We start from the raw sequence: 19493 nt of genomic DNA, 5'->3' as shown, positions 1-19493 counted from the left end.
TTGAGAACTGGTTGTAGGTCGACCACAAACAGTTTGAATTGACAACAAAAAAGGGGGCCGGTGACGGCCCCCTTTCCTGTCTCGAAGCGCTGCCGATCCTACCACTTGAAGCGGGCGGCAACGCCATAGGTGCGCGGCTGGTTGGTGTAGCCCGACACCGACTGGCGCTGCGCAACCGAATCGAAGATGTCGACGAGGTAGCGGTCGTCCAGCAGGTTGCGGCCCCATACGCTCAGCTCCAGGCCGTTCGCCATCGCATAGGTGAGCGAGGCGTTGAGGTCGTTGACCTCGCGCCCGAACGGCCGGGCCGCATCGCGTGCCGGCGCATAGTTGGGCGTGCCGTTGGCGTTGGTGCCGATGTAGTTGAGCAGACCCGGCTGGACCTGGACCGGGGCCGAGTAGTTGAAGTCGGTCCGCGCGATCAGGCGATCATCGTTCGCCAGGCGGCGCTCATACTGCGCGCCGAACGTGGCGGACAGCTTGGAGATGTTGACGATCTGGGTGCCCGAAACGTCGCCGAAGGGCGAATTGACGTAGCTGTCGTACTTCGGATCGAGGTAGGTCATCGCCAGCATGAGGGTCAGCTCGCGGGTGGGGTTGACCCGACCGTCGAACTCGATCCCGAAGGTCGACTGCTTGTCGGCGTTGCTGAAGATGTAGCCGGTGCCGGTGAAGTTGTTGACCTGGAAGTCCTCGATCGACTGCTTGAAGAAGGTCAGGTTGGCGCTGGCGAGGCCCCAGTTGCCCTTGATCCCCACTTCGTAGACCTTCGACTTTTCCGGACGCGAGAAGCGCGACCCGGAGGTCAGGTTGGTCACCGCAAGGTTCGCGGCACGCAGCGCGGCCAGGTCGCTCAACGTGGGGCGGCTGTCGCGCGACAAGTTGAACGAGCTCGCCTTGAAGCCGGTCGCATAGCTGGCATAGACGTTCAGCGTGTCGCTGATCTCGTAGGCCAGGCGCGCGGTGTACGAGAAGTTGCCGTCACGCGTGCTGCAGCTTTCCACCGCGTTCGGGCAGTTCTGGAACGGCGGCAGGAACTGCAGCGGACGCAGTGCCAGGATCGGCGCGGTGGCCGCAGCGGCCCCGGCCTGGATCTGCTGGAACAGCGCCGGCTGCAGCGCCGCGAAGCCGGCAATCTGGGTGGCCGAGGCGATGCCGCCCGGAACGCCGAGGATGCCGCCCACGGTCTGCGCGATGCCGAAGCTGGTCGCCGTGGTGCGGATCGCGTTGAGATCGAGCGACGAGAACACGTCGGTGCTCACCGAGCTGGTCGTCACGTCCTTCGAATCGTGGGTGTAGTTGCCGCCCAGGGTGATGGTCAGCCGCTCGGTCGGCTTGAGGTCGACCTGGCCGAACAGCGACCACGCCTCGTTCTTCTGGTCCATCGCATTGAAGAAGCCCTGGCCTGACTGGAAGAACGTGTTGATCAGGTTGCGCCCGGTCAACGCGCTGAACTGCGCCTCAAGCTGGTCGACGGCGAGATCGTTCGGAGGGCTGGTCGGCGTGCCGCCGATCAGCAGGTTGGCATAGTTGCGGAAGGCGTTGCCGTAGACGATCTGGTCCGCGGTCTTGACCTTCTCGTTGAAGTAGTAACCGCCGACGAGGAAGTTGAGCGGACCGTCCAGATCGCTCGCCAGACGCAGTTCTTGGGTGAAGGTCTTGAGGCTCGCCTGGCCGATGTTGGCACCGGTCGCCAGCGCACCGCTGGAGAAATCGACGTCCTGGTTGGCCTTGAGATCGGTGTCGCGATAGGCGGTGATCGACGTCAGCGTCAGCGGGCCGAACTCGTAGTCCATCTGACCCGAAAGGCCCCAGTTGCGCACCTTGTTGAAGGGCACGACGTCGGTGTAGACGACGTCGTCATAGATCGTCGCGGCATCGTTGACCTGGCCGCCCACGGCGTTGACCGCGCCGGTCGCGGCCGAACGGCGCAGGTTGAACACCGCGCAGCACTTTTCGTCGATCTGGTCATAGTCGGCGATCAGCCGGATCTTGAGCGCGTCGCTGGGATCAAAGCGGACCTGGCCGCGGCCGAACCAGCGGTTGCGGTTGCCGATGTCATCGCCGTTGAAGGCGTTGGTCACATAGCCGTCGCGGCGGTTGTAGCCGCCCGCGATGCTAGCTGCGATCGTGTCGCTGAGACCTGCGGTGACATAGCCCTTGACCGTCATCGCATCGAAGTTGCCATAGGTCGCCTCGACCGATCCGCCGAAGGTGTAGCTCGGCTCCTTGGTGACGATCGAGATCACGCCGGCCGAGGCGTTCTTGCCGAACAGGGTCGACTGCGGGCCGCGCAGCACTTCGACGCGCTGGATATCGGGAAGGTCGCTTATCTGCGCCATCGAGCGGCTGCGGTAGACGCCGTCGACGAATACCGCGACCGAGGGCTCGAGACCCAGGTTGTTGCCGCTGGTGCCGAAGCCGCGCACGGCATAGGTCGTGGCGAACGAATTCTGGCTGGTGCTTACCTTGAGCGAGGGGACGACGCTGGCGAGATCGGCTATGTCGCGGATCTGCGCACGCTCGATCGTGGCGGCGCTGGTCACGCTGACGGCGACGGGGGTGTCCTGGAGGGTCTGCTCACGCTTGGTCGCGGTGACGACGATCTCGTTGCCTTCCTCGATGGCGACATCGGCCTGCGCCTCATCCGTGGCGGGCTGCGCTTCTTCCTGGGCAAAGGCCATCTGCGGCAGGGCAAGGGCGGGAACGGCAAGACCGGCGAGCAGCGCCGCGCGGGCGTTGCCATTGAACAGCGTATTGATCACGAAAAAACCTCTCCTGAGGGGGTTGTTTGTTTGCGACCGCAAGAGAAAGGCGTGGATCGAAGCCAGATTTGCGACCACTTGCAGTCCTAGTGAGGAATACCCGCGTTTAGAAACGGTTCCGTGACAGCCCCGCAATATCCTTGCGCGCTGTTGCAACATGATCACAGTCGCCGCTCTTGCCCCGAAGGGCCTCATGGGCTAGGGGCGCGGCGAAAATCAGCGGCGCCTATTCGTGCCGCCGCCACTCCAAGCAGAGAAGCCCCTCCATGTCCGCCCCCCTGCCCTTGCGCAACATTGCCATCATTGCGCACGTCGACCACGGCAAGACCACCCTTGTCGACCAACTGTTCCGCCAGTCCGGCACCTTCCGCGACAACCAGCGTGTCGAAGAACGCGCGATGGATTCCAACGACCTCGAAAAGGAACGCGGAATCACCATTCTGGCCAAGTGCACCTCGGTCGAATGGAACGGCACGCGGATCAACATCGTCGACACCCCGGGCCACGCCGACTTCGGCGGCGAGGTGGAGCGCATCCTCAGCATGGTCGACGGCGTGATCCTGTTGGTCGACAGCAGCGAAGGCGCGATGCCGCAGACCAAGTTCGTGACCGGCAAGGCGCTGGCGCTGGGCCTCAAGCCGATCGTCGTCGTGAACAAAGTCGACCGCCCGGACGAACGCATCCAGGAAGTGCTGGACGAGGTGTTCGACCTCTTCGTCAGCCTCGATGCGAGCGACGAGCAACTCGATTTCCCGGTGCTCTACGCTTCGGGCCGCAACGGCTATGCCAACACCGACCCGAGCCTGCGCGACGGCACGCTGACTCCGCTTTTCGAGACCATCGTCAGCCACGTCCCGGCGCCGGCCGCCGACGTTGACGGGCCGTTCAAGTTCCTGGTCACGCTGCTCGATCGCGACAACTTCCTCGGCCGCATCCTGACCGGCAAGGTCCAGTCGGGCACGGTCAAGGTCAATTCGCCGATCCACGCGCTCGACGCCGAGGGCAAGGTGCTGGAAAGCGGCCGCGCGTCGAAGCTGATGGCCTTCCGCGGGCTCGAGCGTGTCCCCGTAGACGAAGCCCGCGCCGGCGACATCATCTCGATCGCCGGCCTGACCGAGGCGACCGTCGCCAACACGATCTGCGATCCAACGGTCACCGAACCGCTCCACGCCCAGCCGATCGATCCGCCGACGCTGTCGATGCGCTTTGCGGTGAACGATTCGCCGATGGCCGGCCGCGAAGGCAGCAAGGTGACCAGCCGCATGATCCGCGACCGCCTGCTGCGCGAAGCGGAATCGAACGTCGCCATCCGCGTCACCGAAAGCGCCGACCGCGACAGCTTCGACGTGGCCGGGCGCGGCGAACTGCAGCTTGGCGTGCTGATCGAGACAATGCGCCGCGAGGGCTTCGAACTGGGCATCAGCCGTCCGCGCGTGCTGTTCCGCGAGGACGAGAATGGCCAGCGCACCGAACCCTACGAAACCGTGGTCATCGACGTGGACGACGAACACTCGGGCACGGTCGTCGAGAAGATGGCGATCCGCAAGGGCGAGATGACCGACATGCGCCCCTCGGGCGGCGGCAAGACCCGCATCACCTTCCTCGCCCCCAGCCGCGGTCTGATCGGCTATCACGGCGAATTCCTGTCCGATACGCGCGGCACCGGCATCATGAACCGCCTGTTCGACAGCTACGGCCCCTACAAGGGCTCGATCGAGGGCCGTCCCAACGGCGTCCTGATCTCGAACGGCACCGGCGAAGCGGTCGGCTACGCGCTCAACGCGCTGGAAGATCGCGGCATCCTGTTCGTGCGCCCGCAGGACAAGATTTACGAAGGCATGATCATCGGCGAGAACGCCAAGCCCGACGATCTCGAGGTCAACCCGATGAAGTCCAAGCAGCTGACGAACTTTCGTTCGACCGGCAAGGACGACGCGATCCGTCTGACCCCGCCCAAGATCATGACGCTGGAACAGGCCATCGCCTATATCGACGACGACGAGATGGTCGAGGTGACGCCGCAGTCGATCCGCCTCAGGAAGGCCCTGCTCGACCCGCACGAGCGCAAGAAGGCCAGCCGCCGCAAGGACGACTGACCCGGCGCTTCTCGCCATGAGAGCGTCCTTGGGCTAAGGCTCCGCCGATGCAGATGTCCGACCTTCGCATTGCCCTGTTCAGCGGCAACTACAACATGACCACCGACGGCGCGAACCGCGCGCTCAACCGGCTGGTCGAATACCTGCTGCGCCAGGGCGCGAAGGTGCGCGTCTATTCGCCGACCATTGCCGAGCCGGCCTTCGCGCCGACCGGCGATCTGGTCAGCCTGCCCTCGATCGCCATTCCCGGGCGCAGCGAATACCGCTTTCCGATGGCGCTGAACAGGCGTGTGCGGCGCGATCTGGCCGCCTTCGATCCGAACGTGGTCCACGTCTCCTCGCCCGATATCAGCGCGCACCGCGCGGTGACCTGGGCGCGGCACCGGGGCCTGCCGGTGCTGTCGTCGGTCCATACCCGATTCGATACCTACCCGCGCTATTACAACATGGCCTGGGCGGAACCGCTGGTCACCGCCGGCCTGCGCCGCTTCTACCGCCGCTGCGACGCGCTGGTGACGCCGTCGGAATCGATGGCCCAGGTGCTGCGCGACCAGCGCATGAATTACGACATCGGCATCTGGTCGCGCGGAGTGGATCGCACGGTATTCAATCCGCAGCGCCGCGACATGGCCTGGCGGCAGAGCCTTGGCATCGCCGACCAGGAGGTGGCGGTCGGGTTTCTCGGCCGGTTGGTCATGGAAAAGGGGCTCGACGTCTTTTCCGATACGATCGACGAGCTGAACGCGCGCGGCATCGCCCACCGCGTGCTGGTCGTGGGCGAAGGTCCGGCGCGCGACTGGTTCGAGGCGCGCCTGCCCGATGCGGTCTTCGCCGGTTTCCAGGGCGGATCGGACCTGGGTCGCGCGGTCGCCAGCATGGACGTACTGTTCAACCCCTCGATCACCGAGACTTTCGGCAATGTCACGCTGGAAGCCATGGCCTGCGGCCTGCCGGTCGTCGCAGCAGCGGCCACGGGCAGCGAAAGCCTGGTCGACGACGGCGTCTCGGGCCGCCTGGTCCGGCCCGGCGCGATCCACCAATTCGCCGAGGCGCTGCGCGGCTATGTCGAGCAGCCCGACCTTCGTGCGCGGCACGGCGCCGCGGGCGAGGAACGGTCAAAGGCGTTCAGCTGGGACCGGATCAACCAGGCCGTGGCGGACACCTATCTGCGGCTGATCCGCCACAAGCCGCGCGCCAGGGCCTGATCGCACGGGGTCAGCGCAGGATGCCCTGCTCCACCGACTTGCGCGAATAGAACCACAGGAACGCGACGACCACGAAGATGGTGATCGCCAGGGGCGCGTCGAGCACGCCGGCCAGCGCCTGCCCGAGGTGGCTGAGGATCACGCCCAGCAGCGACACCGCAAACAGCCACACCGCGTGGCGCGAGCGCAGGGTCATCGCGATCGAGCCGAGAAACGAGCCCCAGATGCCCAGGCCATAGCCCACGTTGGCCCAGATCGGCTGGTTGGCGACATAGTCGCGCAGTGCGGGCGAGGCGGCGGCCAGCGCGGTGTCGGGATCGAGCCGCGCCATCAGGTATAGATAGGCCCCGAAGCTGTTCCACAACAGGCCGACAACGGCGATGGCCCAATAGCTGGTCGGCACGCGGGCCGCGGTTTCATTGACGGTTTCCATTGCTACCCCTCCTTGTTCGCAAAGGACGGACGGAGGCTATCACGGGGTTGGTGAATGGCAAAATCGCCGGAAGTGGCGGCCCGGTGGCATTATCCGCCGCATCGCCTATCTTGGCGGCGATGGCCGACCTATTCGCTGACGATCTGCCCCCTGCTTCCCCCGCCGACGCGCCAGCCGCCGACGCTCCGCTGGCTGACCGGCTGCGCCCGCGCGTGCTGGACGAGGTTATCGGGCAGGTTCACCTGACCGGACCCGAAGGCGCGATCGGCCGCATGGTCGCCGCCGGCCGCCTGTCGAGCATGATCCTGTGGGGACCGCCGGGCACAGGCAAGACCACCACGGCGCGGCTGCTGGCCGACGCGGTGGGAATGCGCTTTGCCTCGATAAGCGCGGTCTTTTCAGGCGTTGCCGACCTCAAGAAGGCCTTTGCCGAGGCCGAGGTCGCCGCGAGGGCCGGCCAGCGCACGCTGCTGTTCGTGGACGAAATCCATCGCTTCAACCGCGCCCAGCAGGACGGCTTTCTGCCCTTTGTCGAAAAGGGCACGGTCACTCTCGTCGGCGCGACGACCGAGAACCCCAGTTTCGCGCTCAACGCCGCGCTTCTCTCGAGGGCGCAAGTGCTGATCCTCCACCGTCTCGACGCGGCGGCGCTGGGCGAGCTGCTGTCCCGCGCCGAAGCGCTCGAAGGGCCGCTGCCCCTGACCGCCGAAGCGCGCGAGGCGCTGGTCGCCAGCGCGGACGGGGACGGGCGGTTCCTGCTCAACCAGGCCGAAACGCTCTACAACGCGAAGATCGCCCAACCGCTCGACCCCGCGGGGCTCGGCGCGTTCCTGCAGCGCCGTGTGGCGGTCTACGACAAGGACCGCGACGGGCACTACAACCTGATTTCCGCGTTGCACAAGGCGCTGCGCGGCTCCGATCCGCAGGCCTCGCTGTATTACATGGCCCGCATGCTGACCGCGGGCGAAGAGCCGCTCTACGTGCTGCGCCGCCTCGTCCGTTTCGCCAGCGAGGACATCGGCCTCGCCGATCCGCAGGCGCTGAGCCAGTGTCTTGCCGCCAAGGACGCGTACCAGTTCCTCGGCAGTCCGGAAGGCGAACTGGCCATCGTCCAGGCCTGCCTCTACCTTGCCACCGCGCCCAAATCGAACGCGGCCTATCTGGCACAGAAGGAAGCGTGGAAGAGCGCGCGCGAAACCGGCAGCCTTGCCCCGCCGGCCAACATCCTCAACGCACCGACCAAGCTGATGAAGGACATCGGCTATGGCGCGGGTTACGCCTACGACCACGACGCCGAGGACGGCTTTTCGGGCGACAACTACTGGCCCGAGGAGATGGAGCCCCAGACCTATTACCGCCCGGTGGAACGCGGGTTCGAGCGCGAGGTCATGAAGCGCCTCGAATGGTGGGAGAGGAAGCGGGCCGAAAAGCGCGGCGAATGAGGCACGACCGCTTCCGCCATTTCGCCGCGGTCGACTGGTCGGGTGCGGTCGGAGAGCGGCATCGCGGCATCGCCGTCGCCTTGCAGGGCGACCGGGCGACGGCGCCCGCGCTTGTCCGTCCCGGTCATCGCTGGTCGCGGGCCGAGGTGCGCGACTGGGTTTTGCACGATCTTCCCGCTGACACGCTGGTCGGCTTCGACATGGGCATCAGCCTCGCGCATGCCGACCGGGGCGCGTTCTTTCCCGGCTGGGCGGACAGCCCGCGCGATGCCCGTTCCCTGTGGGCGCTGGTCGACCGCTTGTGCGAAGCCGACAGCCATCTGGCGGTCGGCAGCTTCGTCGACCATCCCGAAGCCGCCCGTCATTTCCGCCGACACAACGGACGCGAGGGCGATCTGTTCGAGGGCGGTCGCGGCCGCCTCCGCGTGACCGAGCGCGCGCAGGAGTCCCTGGGCTGCAAACCCTATTCGAACTTCAACCTGGTCGGCGCGGCGCAGGTCGGCAAGTCTAGCCTGGCGGGGATGCGCCTGCTTCACCAGGTGCAGGGCCGGCTGCCCGTCTGGCCGATCGACCCCCTGCCCGATAGCGGCTCTGCAATTGTCGAGATCTATACCACCATCGCCGCCCTGGCGGCCGGTCGGCGCGCAGGAAGGTCCAAGATCCGCGACCATGCCGACCTCAACGCCGCGCTCGCCGCGCTGGGCAGCGAACCCGTGCCCGGCGCCGGGCCGATCACCGACCATGCCAGCGATGCCTTGGTCACCGCCGCCTGGCTGCGCCGCGCCGCCCGCGATCCCGCCCTGTGGTCGCCCGCCGGACTGACCCCGGCGATTGCCGCAACTGAGGGGTGGACCTTCGGCGCTCCTTAGTTCTAAGGACGCCTTCACAAAAGGTCACGTTGCCGGCTTAGCTCAGTTGGTAGAGCACCTGATTTGTAATCAGGGGGCCACGGGTTCGAATCCTGTAGCCGGCACCACAGTCATCACAGGGAGCAGGCTGCCGCGATGCTAGCCGACATGATCGAACGCTTGCTGGACCGTCATCTCGACGATGCCGCGCAAGGCGCCGCGCGTGAGGGGCAATGGCTGCCTACGCTATGGGCCGAGGTCGAGGACATGGGCCTTCCGCTTGCCCTGCTGACCGAGGACCAGGGTGGTTTCGGCTTGTCGTTCGGCGAAGCGGGCGAAGTGCTGCGGCTGCTTGGTCGCCACGCCATGCCGCTTCCGGTGGTCGAGACCATGGCTGCGAACCAGCTGTTTGCCATCGCCGGATTGCCGCTGGCCGAAGGAGCCGCCGGACTGGCCCGTGCCGATGACCTCAAGGCCGAAGGCGGTAAGCTGACCGGAATGGTCGCGCGGGTGGCCTGGGGCGACCATCTCGACTGCCTGGCGCTCGCCGTGGGGGACACCCTCTACCGCGTGCCGCGCAGCGGCTGGAGCGTGACAGAAGAGGGCACTTCGATGAACTTCCAGCCGCGACCCTCGCTGGCGGTGGACTGGACGATCGATGCGTCAGCGCCCCTGCCGCACTGCCCGCTGGCCGCCGGGGCGACGGTTCGCGCCTTCCAGATCGCGGGCGCGCTCGAGGCTGCGCTCGACATGACGCTCGAGCACACGGCGACGCGCGTTCAGTTCGGCAAGCCGCTGCAGAAGAACCAGGTGGTCCAGCACGAACTGGCCAAGCTGGCCGGTGAGCTGGCCTGCGCCACCGCCGCCGCCGATCTTGCCGGCGAAGCGCTGGCCCGCGGTGACGATCTGGGCGTCGCGGCCGGATCGCTCCGCGCGCGCGAGGCGGCCGGCAACGGCGCGTCGATCGCCACGCAGATGCACGGCGCGATCGGTTTCACCCGCGAACACCGCCTGCACCTTTACACCACCGCCCTGTGGACCTGGCGCGACGAGTTCGGAGGGCAGGTGATGTGGGCGACCAGATTGGGCCGCGCCGCCGTCGAAGCCGGCGGTGATGGATACTGGCCGATGGTGACAGAGCTATGAGCGCGATACCCTTCCCCGCCCCGCCTGCCGACAGCGAAGAAGTCCTGGCTCTGCGCGCCGAGTTTCGCGCGTTCCTCCACAAGCAACTCGGCGGCCGTTCGCCACGTCAGCGCAGCGACAACTGGTACGGCTTCAGCCGCGACTTCAGCCGCGCGATGGGACAGGCCGGCTACCTCGGCATGACTTGGCCGAAGCAATACGGCGGGCACGAACGCAGCGCCTTCGAACGCTATGTGGTGGTCGAGGAATCGTTGGCTGCCGGGGCGCCAGTCGGAGCGCACTGGATCGCCGATCGACAGTCGGGCCCCTCGATCCTCAAGTTCGGGACGGACGAGCAGAAGGAAACCATCCTGCCCGGCATCGCCGCGGGGGAACTGGCCTTCGGCATAGGCATGAGCGAACCCGATTCCGGGTCCGATCTTGCGGCAACGCGGACCAAGGCAGTCCGCGATGGTGACGTCTACCGCGTGACCGGGACCAAGGTCTGGACGAGCTTTGCCCACAAGGCGGACTACGTCATCCTGTTCTGCCGGACCAGCGGCACCCCGGCCGACCGTCATCAGGGAACCAGCCAGCTTCTGGTCAACCTCAAGGCCACTCCAGGTTTGACGATCAAGCCGATCATCGACCTGGCCGGACAGCATCATTTCAACGAGATGCACTTCGAAGATGCCGTGGTTCCTGCAAGGAACCTGTTGGGCCAGGAAGGCGACGGCTGGAACCAGGTGATGAGCGAACTGGCCTTCGAACGATCCGGTCCGGAACGCTTCCTGTCCTCCATCGAACTGATGCTTCAGCTGCTCGACGTGCTGAAAGGCCGCACTGACGATGCGGCGCTGGCGACCATCGGGCGCCTGACCGCCCAGCTTGCCGTCCTGCGCCGCCTGTCGCGGTCGGTCGCGGCCATGTTGCAGAACAAGCAGGATGCGGGGCTTCAGGCCGCGATCGTCAAGGACGTCGGCGCGGTGTGGGAACAGACACTGCCCGACTTCGCGCGCCAGCTTGTCGATGCCGAGCCCGATCCGCGCAGCGCCTCGGCCTATGCCGGGGTGCTGGCCAACATCGTGCACAACGCGCCGAGCTGGTCCCTGCGTGGCGGTACTCGCGAAATCCTGCGCGGGATTATCGCCCGCGGTCTCGGCACACGCTGAACAGGTTGCAATCGTAACCATCTGGGTCGATGGTCCGGTCCATGACCGAGACCATGACCTATGCGCGCTACCTCGCGCTCGATGACCTGCTGGCCTGCCAGCACCCGCGCTCGGACGCCGACGACGAACTGCTGTTCATCATCATCCACCAGACCAAGGAGCTGTGGCTGAAGCAGATGATCCGCGAGCTGCGGCTGGCGCTGGAGCAGGTCCGCGCCGACCGCCTTGTCCCCGCCTACAAGGCGCTCGCACGGGTCAGCCGGATCCAGGCGGTCATGACGCTGAGCTGGGACGTGCTGGCGACCATGACGCCGAGCGATTACAGCCGGTTCCGCCACGCGCTCGGTCCGTCGAGCGGGTTCCAGTCGGACCAGTTCCGCACGGTCGAATACATGCTGGGGCTGAAGGATGGAAAGTTCCTGACCTACCAGGACGACCGCCCCGAAGCGCGCGCTGCGATGGTGACGGCGCTTGGAGCGCCGAGCCTGTGGGACGAGGCGCTGGCCGCCGCCGCGCGAGCCGGGCTCGCCATTCCCGCCGCGGTGCTGGGGCGCGATGTTACTCAACCCTATGAGCCCAGCGAAGGGGTCGAGGCCGCGTTCCTCGAGGTGTATCGCGACCCGCAGCGCTACTGGGACCTTTATCAGCTGGCGGAAAAGCTGGTCGACCTCGACGATGCGATGGCGGCCTGGCGGCACAAGCACGTTCTGACCGTGGAGCGCGTGATCGGCGGCAAGCGCGGTACCGGCGGTACGGCGGGGGCCAGCTACCTTCACTCTACCCTGTCCAAGCGCGCCTTTCCCGAGTTGTGGTCGTTGCGGACGCTGCTGTGAGCTGGAAACGCCTGTTCTCGCGCAGCCTCGCAGCCGCCCCGGGCCGGCTGCACTTTGCCGCGCACAGCCATCACTTGTGGCCCGATGCCAGCCGTGATGGCCAGGTCGAGGCCTGGGACGATGCCGCGCGGCTGGCCGATCACAAGTGGGACCGGGTGTTTTCCGAAGTGATCCCCGAGGCGCAGGGCCACATCGCCCGCGAACTGGGCCTGCCCGATCCGGCGACGATCGCCTTCGCGCCCAACACGCACGATTTCCTGGTGCGGATCCTGTCGGCCCTGCCAATTGCGCGCCCGCGCGTGCTGGCGAGCGACGGCGAGTTTCATTCCTTTCGCCGCCAGGCGCTGCGCTGGGCCGAAAGCGGACGCATCGATCTGGTCACGGTCCCGCAGGACCGCTTGGTCGGCGAGGCCGAAGGCGGCGGCTGGGACCTGATTTTCGTCAGCCAGGTGCAGTTCAACAGCGGGCAGGCGCTCGACGGTCTGGACCGCCTCGCCGCCGTCGCCCGGCCAGAGGGTCCGTGGGTCGTGATCGACGGCTATCACGGCTTCATGGCGACTCCGATCGACCTTGCCGGCCTCGCCGATCGCATCTTCTACCTCGCCGGCGGCTACAAGTATGCGATGGCCGGCGAAGGGGTCTGCTTCCTTCACGCCCCGCCGGGCTATGCGCCGCGCCCCGAGGTGACGGGCTGGTATGCCGCCTTCGACGACCTGGCCGCGCGGCAGGGCGGGGTCGGCTACGCGCCCGATGGGCGCCGCTTCCTTGGCAGCACCTTCGATCCGTCGGGCCTGTACCGCTTCAACGCCGTGCAGCGGATGCTGGCGACTGAGGGTCTGACCACCGCAGACATTTCGGCGCATTGCGATAGGCTGAAGGCGCGGTTCCAGGCCGCATCGCCGCTTTCGTCGCTGGTCTCGATCAGCGGCGCAGAGGCACGCTTCATCGCCTTGCAAGGCCGCGACGCGCCGGCGATCCACGCCCGGCTGACCGAACGCGATGTCGTCACCGACCTGCGCGGCGACGTGCTGCGGATCGGCTTCGGGCTCTATCAGGACGAGGCCGACGTCGACGCGCTGATCGCGATCTGCCGGACCTGAATCGAAAAGCCCCGCCGGATCGCTCCGGCGGGGCCTTCGATTTCGCCTGTCGGCAGGATCAGAACTTCACGCCAAGTTCGACGCCGAACACGCGCGGTTCGTTGACCATGGCGGTGAGGTTGTTGAAGTCGATCCCCGACACGGCCGAGACATCGTCGGTCACGTTGCGGACGAAGCCGGCGATGTCATAGCGCCCGGTGCGATAGCCCACGCGAACGCCGCCTTCGAGCATGTCGTCGTCGCTGAACTCGACCGATTCATAAAGGAAGAACTGCACCTTCGAGCGGTAGGCCCAGTCGGTGAACACATAGACCTCGCCATCACCCACCGGAACGCCGTAGCCGGCAGTCCAGTTGGCCGACCAGCGCGGGCTCTGCGGCAGCTGGTTGCCGTTGATCGAGTAGATCCCCGGGCTACCGGCGCGGACCGGATCGGTCACCGTGCACGGCGCGCCGCAGCCCGCCACGAACAGGTTCGGATCCTTGATCTCGTTATGGTTGTACGACACGCCGGCGGTGAGCGTCAGGCCGCGCACCGGGCGGGCTTCCAGCTCGGCCTCGAAGCCGTAGCCGTCGACCTTGTCGGCGTTGAGCAGCGTCGTGAAGTTCGACGCGCCGCCCACGGCGGTCAGCTGCATGTCGTCGGTGGTGTAGTAGTAACCGGTCAGGTTGAACCGCGCCCGGCCACCCGCGAAGGAGGACTTGAGGCCGGCTTCGTAGCTCATCGTGGTTTCGCTGTCGGCTACCGAGAGCGCGCGGCCGAAGGTCAGGCGGCCCTGCACCGACGGCGCGCGATAGCCCTTGGCGACACGCGCGAAAACGTTGACGTCGGGGGTGACCGGAAGAGTCGCGGCGGCATCCCAGGTGATCACGTCATCGCCCACGCTGGCGCTCTGCGGCGCGACCGGGCCGCCGAAGCCGAGGAAGCCGGGACGGTTGTCGATGGGACGGGCGGCGACGAAGTCGCGCTTGTCATGGTTGTAGCGCGCGCCGGCCTGCAGGCGCAGGCCGTTCTCGAAGGTGTAGTTGAGCGAGCCGAACAGGCCGAGGGCCTCGCTGTCCTGACGCTGGGTGGCGTAGGCGACATACTGGGTATCGGTCGGGTTCGAGTATTCGTAGCTGACGATGTCCAGCTTTTCGCTGAAGTAGAACGCGCCGAGCTGATAGCCGAGCCCGCCGTCGTTGTTCGACGCGATGCGCAGCTCCTGCGTGAACTGGTCCAGGCTCGGCACGTCGTCGCGCGACTGGGCCGAAAACGGGATGAAGCCCGGACCCATCGGCGGGGTGAAGGCATTCCCGAAGCCGCCGTCGATATCGCCGCGCGACTGGAAATTGCCGGTCCACAGGCTGCTGACCGAGGTGATCGTCACCGCGCCGGCATCGTAAGCGGCGAAGAAGGCGGCGTTGTAGTTTTCCAGTTCCTGGAAGTTGAGGCCGTCCATCCGCACCTGGTCGCGCTCGAACTTGGTCCCGGCGCCACCGAGCCCGATCAGCGTGTTGCTGCCAGTGGCAAAGCTGTTGGCACGGAACAGGCGTGCGGTGCCTTCGAACAGGCGGGCCTGGAACGTGGTGCGCAGGGTCAGCGCGTCGCTGGGCTTGGACTGCAGCTGGAAACGCACGGCGAACTCGTCGAAGCCTTCGAGGTCCTTGTCCCCAGTGGTCGCGACATTGTCGACCCAGTCGTTGCGATGCTGGTACAGCGCCGAGACGCGGGCCGAGATGACATCGCTGGCATCGCCGCTGCCGACGCCGGCCTCGGCGTTGACCGTGCCGAAGCTGCCATAGCTCGCCTTGACGAAGTTGCGGCCGACCGCATCCGGCCGAACGGTGTCGAACTTGACGATGCCGGCCGGGGTGTTGCGACCGAACAGGGTGCCCTGCGGTCCGCGCAGGACTTCGACCTGGTTCACGTCGAACACCGGGAAGCCCTTGAGAATCGGGTTTTCCAGCACGACGTCGTCATAGACCAAGCTGACCGGCTGCGAGGCGTTGAGGTCGAAGTCGGTGTTGCCCAGTCCGCGGATGTAGAAGCGCGGGAACGTGCGGCCGTAGGAGCTTTCGATGTTGAGGCTGGGCACGCGGCCGGCGAGCGCGCGGATGTCGGCGCCCGCACCGGTCACCGTCGACAGCGTCTCGCCGCGCAGGGCCGAGACCGAAATCGGTACGTCCTTCTGGTTTTCGGACACGCGCTGGGCGGTAACGATGATTTCGCCGAGGCTCTCGTCGGAGGTGGCGTCAGCCGATTGGGCGAAGGCCGGCAGAGCGGCAACCGAGAAGCCGAGAGCGGCGACGGCGCTCGACTGACGAAGGATGGTGGCAATGGTCATGGCGCAAACTCCCCTTGAACCGCGCGATTGCGTGCGCGCCTACGCCCGAGGCCCGCGCGCCGACAAGCCAAACCACACGGAAGTGAACGGTTTTGCCCGCAGGTGTGGCCGCTTTGCCGCAACTGCGAAGAGGGCTTCAGCCCCGGCCGCGATAGCCCTGTACCCCCTGGTCGGGCACCCACAGGCCTTCCGGCGCAACGCCGCTTTGCCAGAACACATCGATCGGAATGCCGCCGCGCGGATACCAGTAGCCGCCGATCCGCAGCCAGGCCGGTTCCATCTCGTCGAACAGGCGCTGGCCGATCCCGACGGTCACGTCCTCGTGAAAGCCGCAGTGGTTGCGGAACGAGCCGAGGAACAGTTTGAGGCTCTTCGATTCGACGATCGTTTCGCCCGGAGCGTAGTCGATCACCAGGTGCGCGAAATCGGGTTGGCCTGTGACCGGACAGAGCGAGGTGAACTCGGGCGCGGCGAAGCGGACGAGGTAAAGCGAACTCCGTCGCGGATTGGGAACGTAGTCGAGCACGGCGGCTTCAGGAGAAGCAGGCAGCGCGCTGGTCTGGCCCAGGTGCAGCGGGCGCTGCGCTTCGCTGGAAGGTGTGTCTGTCATGCAACGCGCCATGCCCCCATCGCGCCGGCGACACAAGTCACCGGTTGGAAGCCACGGGTTCACTTCCTATTCAGTGGTCCGGGCGTTAGCGCGCGCGATGGATGTAGGGGTTTCAAGGTAACGATGTCGCAGCGGGCGGGAAGACTGGCCTCAATCGGCAGCGCAGCAGCGCTGGCGACGGCGCTCGCGTCGCCGGCAATGGCCCAGTCGGTCAACGATTATCGCCTGCCCGGAACGACGACCACAGCGCCCAATCCGCGCGCCCAGGGCCCCGTCGACGCCGAAGCGCCCGTCGTCCGTCCCACCCCCCAGCCGACAGCCACGCCAAGCGCGACGCCGACCATCTCCCCGGCGCCCGTGGTCGCGACGCCCGCCCCTGCCGCAACGTCGCGCCCGGCACCGGCAACGTCGCAGCCCGCCCCGCAACCGGCGCCGCGGGCCGCCGCACCGACGCTCCGGACCAGCCAGCCCGTGCCCGGCGCGAGCGGCGCCGCCGTGGCACTTCCGCCGCTTGCGACGCCCGCCGCGACCGGTTCTCCCGGCATCGACACGGTCGTGCCGCCAGCCGCGCCTGCCGCCAGCGTGCCATCTGCGAGCGATGACAGCGCCGGTCCCTGGCCGTGGATCGCCGGGCTCCTGGCGATCGTCGCCGCGATTTTTGCGCTCATGTGGTGGCGCAGGGGCCGTGATGAGCGCGAACCCGAAATCACCTTCGAGCCGCCCGTGGTTCGTACCGCGCCGGCCTCGACCGGACCTGTGCCCGAACCCACCGTCGATCCCGCCGCGGAACCGCGTCCGGCCGCTCCCGTCGTTCCGCAGCCGCCGCTCGACCGATCGGGCCTCGAGATCGCGCTCGAAGCCACCCGGATGAGCGCGTCGCTGCTTGCCACCACGCTCAACTACCGACTGGTCGTGACCAACCGCGGAACGCAGGTGCTCTCGGGCCTCGCGGTCGAAGGCGACATGGTTTCGGCGCATTCCTCGCTCCCCGCCGAACAGCAGGTCGCGACCGACGCGCACACGCTTGAGGCGCGTCACGCTCTGGTCGAACTCGCACCGGGAGAAAGCGCCGAATTCACCGGCGATTTCCGCCTTCCGCTGACCGCTGTCACGCCGATTCGCTCGGGCCAAGCCGCCTTTTTCGTTCCGCTTGCGCGCTTGCGCGTCCGGGCGAGGACTCCGGGCGGCAATCCGCTGGTCAGCGCACAGACCTTCGTTGTCGGCGAACTTCCCGAACAACCCGGCGCAGCGCTGCGCCCGTTCCGGCTCGACCTGGGGCCGCGAACCTATTCCAGAATCGGCCAGCGCGCGGTTACTTAACCCGTCAACTGGACGATTCTCCCCCTCGACGCCGCCCCTCTGCCTCGCTAGTCCTTTCGCAAGTGCAGCGAGAGGAGCGTTGCCGGACAACAGACCCTGCCGCCGCGCAGGGCGCGAGGAGGACGCGTTACGATGGAAAGTCTTGTTTCGACCGAATGGCTGGCCAACGAGATCGGGGCCAGCGATCTCAGGATCGTCGATTGCACCAAGCATCTGGACGGATCGGGCCGCGACGCCCAGGCCGAATACGAAGCGGCGCATATTCCCGGCGCCGTCTTCATGGACCTGTCCGATCTGGTCGACACCGCCTCGCCGATCGAAAACACCCTGCCCCCGGCCGAAAAATTCGCCAGCCGCATGCAGTCGCTCGGCCTTGGCGATGGCAGCCGGATCGTCCTTTACGATGACAGCGCGGTGAAGACTGCGGCGCGGGCCTGGTTCATGCTCAAGATGTTCGGCGCCCATGACGTCGCCATCCTCGACGGCGGCATCGCCAAGTGGAAGGCGGAAGGCCGCGCCATCGCCCAGGGCAAGGAGACGCTGCGCCACCGCCATTTCACCGCTTGGAAGGATGAAAAGAACGTCCGCACCAAGGCCGACATGCTGAAGAACCTGCACAGCAAGGCCGAACAGGTGGTCGATGCCCGCAGCGCCGCGCGCTTCACCGGCGAGGACAAGGACCCGCGACCGAGCGTTGCCGCAGGCCATATCCCGGGCTCGCGCAACGTGCCTTTTACCGCACTGTACAACGCCGACGGCACCTTCAAGCCTAAGGACGACTTGAAGAAGGTCCTCACCGACGCCGGGATCGATCTGGCCAAGCCGGTCGTCACCACCTGTGGCAGCGGCGTGACGGCATCGGTAGTGCTGTTCGCCATGCACCTCATCGGCAAGGACGACACCGCACTCTATGACGGCAGCTGGAGCGAATGGGGCTCCGACGCCGACACGCCCAAGGAAACCGGCGCGGCGGCCTGACATGGCCAAGGGCGGACGGACCGGCGCCGGGGGTGACCTGTCTCCGGCGACCCGCCTCGTCGGCGGCGGCCGCAAGCCCGAATGGACCGGCACGCCGGCGGAACCGGGCGCGGTGGTCAATCCGCCGGTCTGGCGCGCATCGACCCATCTCTATCCCGACAGTGCCGCGCTGCACGCAGGCAAGCCCAACGCCGACGGGCACTTCTATTACGGGCGGCGCGGATCACCGACCCAGTGGGCGCTAGCCGATGCGCTGACCGCGCTGGAGCCGGGCGCGGCGGGAACGGTGCTCTATCCCTCGGGCGTCACGGCGCTCGCCGGCGCGCTGATGGCGGTTCTGCGCCCCGGCGACGTGTTGCTGATGACCGACAACGCCTATGAGCCGACGCGCAACATGGGGCGCGGGCTGCTCAGGGATTTCGGCATCGAGACCCGCTGGTTCGATCCGCTCGACCTCGCCGCCTTCGACGCCGCGATCGACGAACGCTGCAAGGCGGTGCTGCTCGAAAGCCCGGGCAGTCTGACGCTCGAGGTGCAGGACGTGCCGACCCTTGCCGCCACGGCCCGCGCGCGCGGCCTGACGGTTGTGCTCGACAACACCTGGGCCGGCCCGCTCGGCTTTGCCGCGCTGGCGCAGGGCGCCGACATCGCTGTGATGAGCCTGACCAAGCACGTCGGCGGCCATTCCGACCTGATGATGGGCAGCGCCAGCGCGGGCGAGCGCCACTATGCCAAGCTGCGCCGCACCGCGCAGCAGCTTGGCCTGGTGGTTTCCCCCGACGATGCGGCCCTGGCTCTGCGCGGGCTGCGCACCATGAGCCTGCGACTTGAACGCGAGACCGGCAGCGCGCTCGCGCTCGCGGCCTGGCTCGATGCCCGGCCGCAGATCGCCCGGGTGCTCTGCCCGATGCTGCCCGGATCGCCCGGTCACGAACTGTGGAAGCGCGATTTCACCGGCGGCTGCGGATTGTTCTCGATGGTCTTCAAGGGCAAGGACGGCGCCGCGCGCGACGCCTTCATCGACGCGCTCGACCTGTTCGGCATCGGCTATTCGTGGGGTGGCTACGAAAGCCTGGTCAGCCCGATCGATCCGGCCCCCTTGCGCACCGCCAGCCATTGGCCGCTGGCCGGCATGGCCGACGAGGACCGCTACGGGGTGCGCTTGTCGATAGGTCTAGAAGGACTGGACGACCTTCAGGCCGACCTCGCGCGCGGCCTCGCCGCCTGGCAGGCAGCCTGA

Annotated in this window: 15 protein-coding genes and 1 tRNA gene; 12 read left to right on the top strand and 4 right to left on the bottom strand. The window is 67.0% G+C overall.

The genetic code is table 11. The features are described from left to right. Nucleotides 1-98 precede the first annotated feature (98 nt). A complete protein-coding gene (locus B0I00_RS09170) occupies nt 99-2765 on the bottom strand; it encodes a TonB-dependent receptor (RefSeq protein ID WP_198519184.1) in 2667 nt (888 codons plus the stop codon). A 266-nt stretch (nt 2766-3031) separates the two neighbouring features. Here B0I00_RS09170 and typA point away from each other — a divergent pair, with 266 nt between their 5' ends. Together typA and B0I00_RS09160 are read left to right on the top strand one after the other, a co-directional pair. Then, nucleotides 3032-4861 (top strand): translational GTPase TypA, encoded by a 1830-nt coding sequence (typA, locus tag B0I00_RS09165; RefSeq protein ID WP_100867058.1) that lies wholly within the window; start codon nt 3032-3034, stop codon nt 4859-4861. A gap of 47 nt (nt 4862-4908) precedes the next feature. Further along, on the top strand, nt 4909-6066 hold the full coding sequence (locus tag B0I00_RS09160) for a glycosyltransferase family 4 protein (RefSeq protein WP_100867057.1): 1158 nt from the start codon (nt 4909-4911) through the stop codon (nt 6064-6066). A gap of 10 nt (nt 6067-6076) precedes the next feature. Here B0I00_RS09160 and B0I00_RS09155 read toward each other — a convergent pair whose 3' ends face one another. Then, complete coding sequence (locus tag B0I00_RS09155) at nt 6077-6499, bottom strand: hypothetical protein (protein ID WP_100867056.1); 423 nt, start codon at nt 6497-6499, stop codon at nt 6077-6079. Nucleotides 6500-6618: 119 nt separating this feature from the next. On the opposite strand from B0I00_RS09155, the gene B0I00_RS09150 reads away from it, so the two are divergent. The 7 genes from B0I00_RS09150 (at nt 6619) to B0I00_RS09120 (ending at nt 13019) form a co-directional block, all read left to right on the top strand. Next, a complete protein-coding gene (locus B0I00_RS09150) occupies nt 6619-7941 on the top strand; it encodes a replication-associated recombination protein A (RefSeq protein ID WP_100867055.1) in 1323 nt (440 codons plus the stop codon). Next, a complete protein-coding gene (locus B0I00_RS09145; protein ID WP_100867054.1) occupies nt 7938-8810 on the top strand; it encodes a hypothetical protein in 873 nt (290 codons plus the stop codon). The genes B0I00_RS09150 and B0I00_RS09145 overlap by 4 nt, the downstream gene beginning before the upstream one ends. 31 nt (nt 8811-8841) lie before the next feature. Continuing rightward, nucleotides 8842-8917 (top strand) — tRNA-Thr (locus B0I00_RS09140). Between the two features lie 28 nt (nt 8918-8945). Further along, nucleotides 8946-9935, top strand: a complete 990-nt coding sequence (locus B0I00_RS09135; RefSeq protein WP_100867053.1) for an acyl-CoA dehydrogenase family protein — start codon at nt 8946-8948, stop codon at nt 9933-9935. Beyond that, on the top strand, nt 9932-11086 hold the full coding sequence (locus tag B0I00_RS09130; protein WP_100867052.1) for an acyl-CoA dehydrogenase family protein: 1155 nt from the start codon (nt 9932-9934) through the stop codon (nt 11084-11086). Before B0I00_RS09135 ends, B0I00_RS09130 begins: the two co-directional genes overlap by 4 nt. Before the next feature lie 41 nt (nt 11087-11127). Next, entirely contained in the window at nt 11128-11919 is a 792-nt protein-coding gene (locus tag B0I00_RS09125; RefSeq protein WP_100867051.1) for a tryptophan 2,3-dioxygenase, read from the top strand. Then, on the top strand, nt 11916-13019 hold the full coding sequence (locus B0I00_RS09120; RefSeq protein WP_100867050.1) for an aminotransferase class V-fold PLP-dependent enzyme: 1104 nt from the start codon (nt 11916-11918) through the stop codon (nt 13017-13019). Before B0I00_RS09125 ends, B0I00_RS09120 begins: the two co-directional genes overlap by 4 nt. A 58-nt stretch (nt 13020-13077) precedes the next feature. Here the strand turns inward: B0I00_RS09120 and B0I00_RS09115 are convergent, their stop codons facing one another. Continuing rightward, complete coding sequence (locus tag B0I00_RS09115) at nt 13078-15345, bottom strand: TonB-dependent receptor (RefSeq protein WP_100867049.1); 2268 nt, start codon at nt 15343-15345, stop codon at nt 13078-13080. Nucleotides 15346-15481: 136 nt separating this feature from the next. Beyond that, a complete protein-coding gene (gene queF, locus B0I00_RS09110; protein ID WP_100867048.1) occupies nt 15482-15955 on the bottom strand; it encodes a preQ(1) synthase in 474 nt (157 codons plus the stop codon). Between the two features lie 123 nt (nt 15956-16078). On the opposite strand from queF, the gene B0I00_RS09105 reads away from it, so the two are divergent. From B0I00_RS09105 to metC, 3 genes are all read left to right on the top strand, one after another. Then, entirely contained in the window at nt 16079-17275 is a 1197-nt protein-coding gene (locus B0I00_RS09105; RefSeq protein ID WP_100867047.1) for a hypothetical protein, read from the top strand. Nucleotides 17276-17407: 132 nt separating this feature from the next. Continuing rightward, on the top strand, nt 17408-18253 hold the full coding sequence (sseA, locus tag B0I00_RS09100) for a 3-mercaptopyruvate sulfurtransferase (RefSeq protein ID WP_100867046.1): 846 nt from the start codon (nt 17408-17410) through the stop codon (nt 18251-18253). A gap of 1 nt (nt 18254) precedes the next feature. After that, nucleotides 18255-19493: a cystathionine beta-lyase gene (gene metC, locus B0I00_RS09095; protein ID WP_100867045.1), complete on the top strand. Its 1239-nt coding sequence runs from the start codon at nt 18255-18257 to the stop codon at nt 19491-19493.

The sequence above is a fragment of the Novosphingobium kunmingense genome (genome assembly GCF_002813245.1).
In the GTDB taxonomy this organism is placed as follows: domain Bacteria; phylum Pseudomonadota; class Alphaproteobacteria; order Sphingomonadales; family Sphingomonadaceae; genus Novosphingobium; species Novosphingobium kunmingense.
This window is presented reverse-complemented; position numbering and strand designations above follow the sequence as displayed.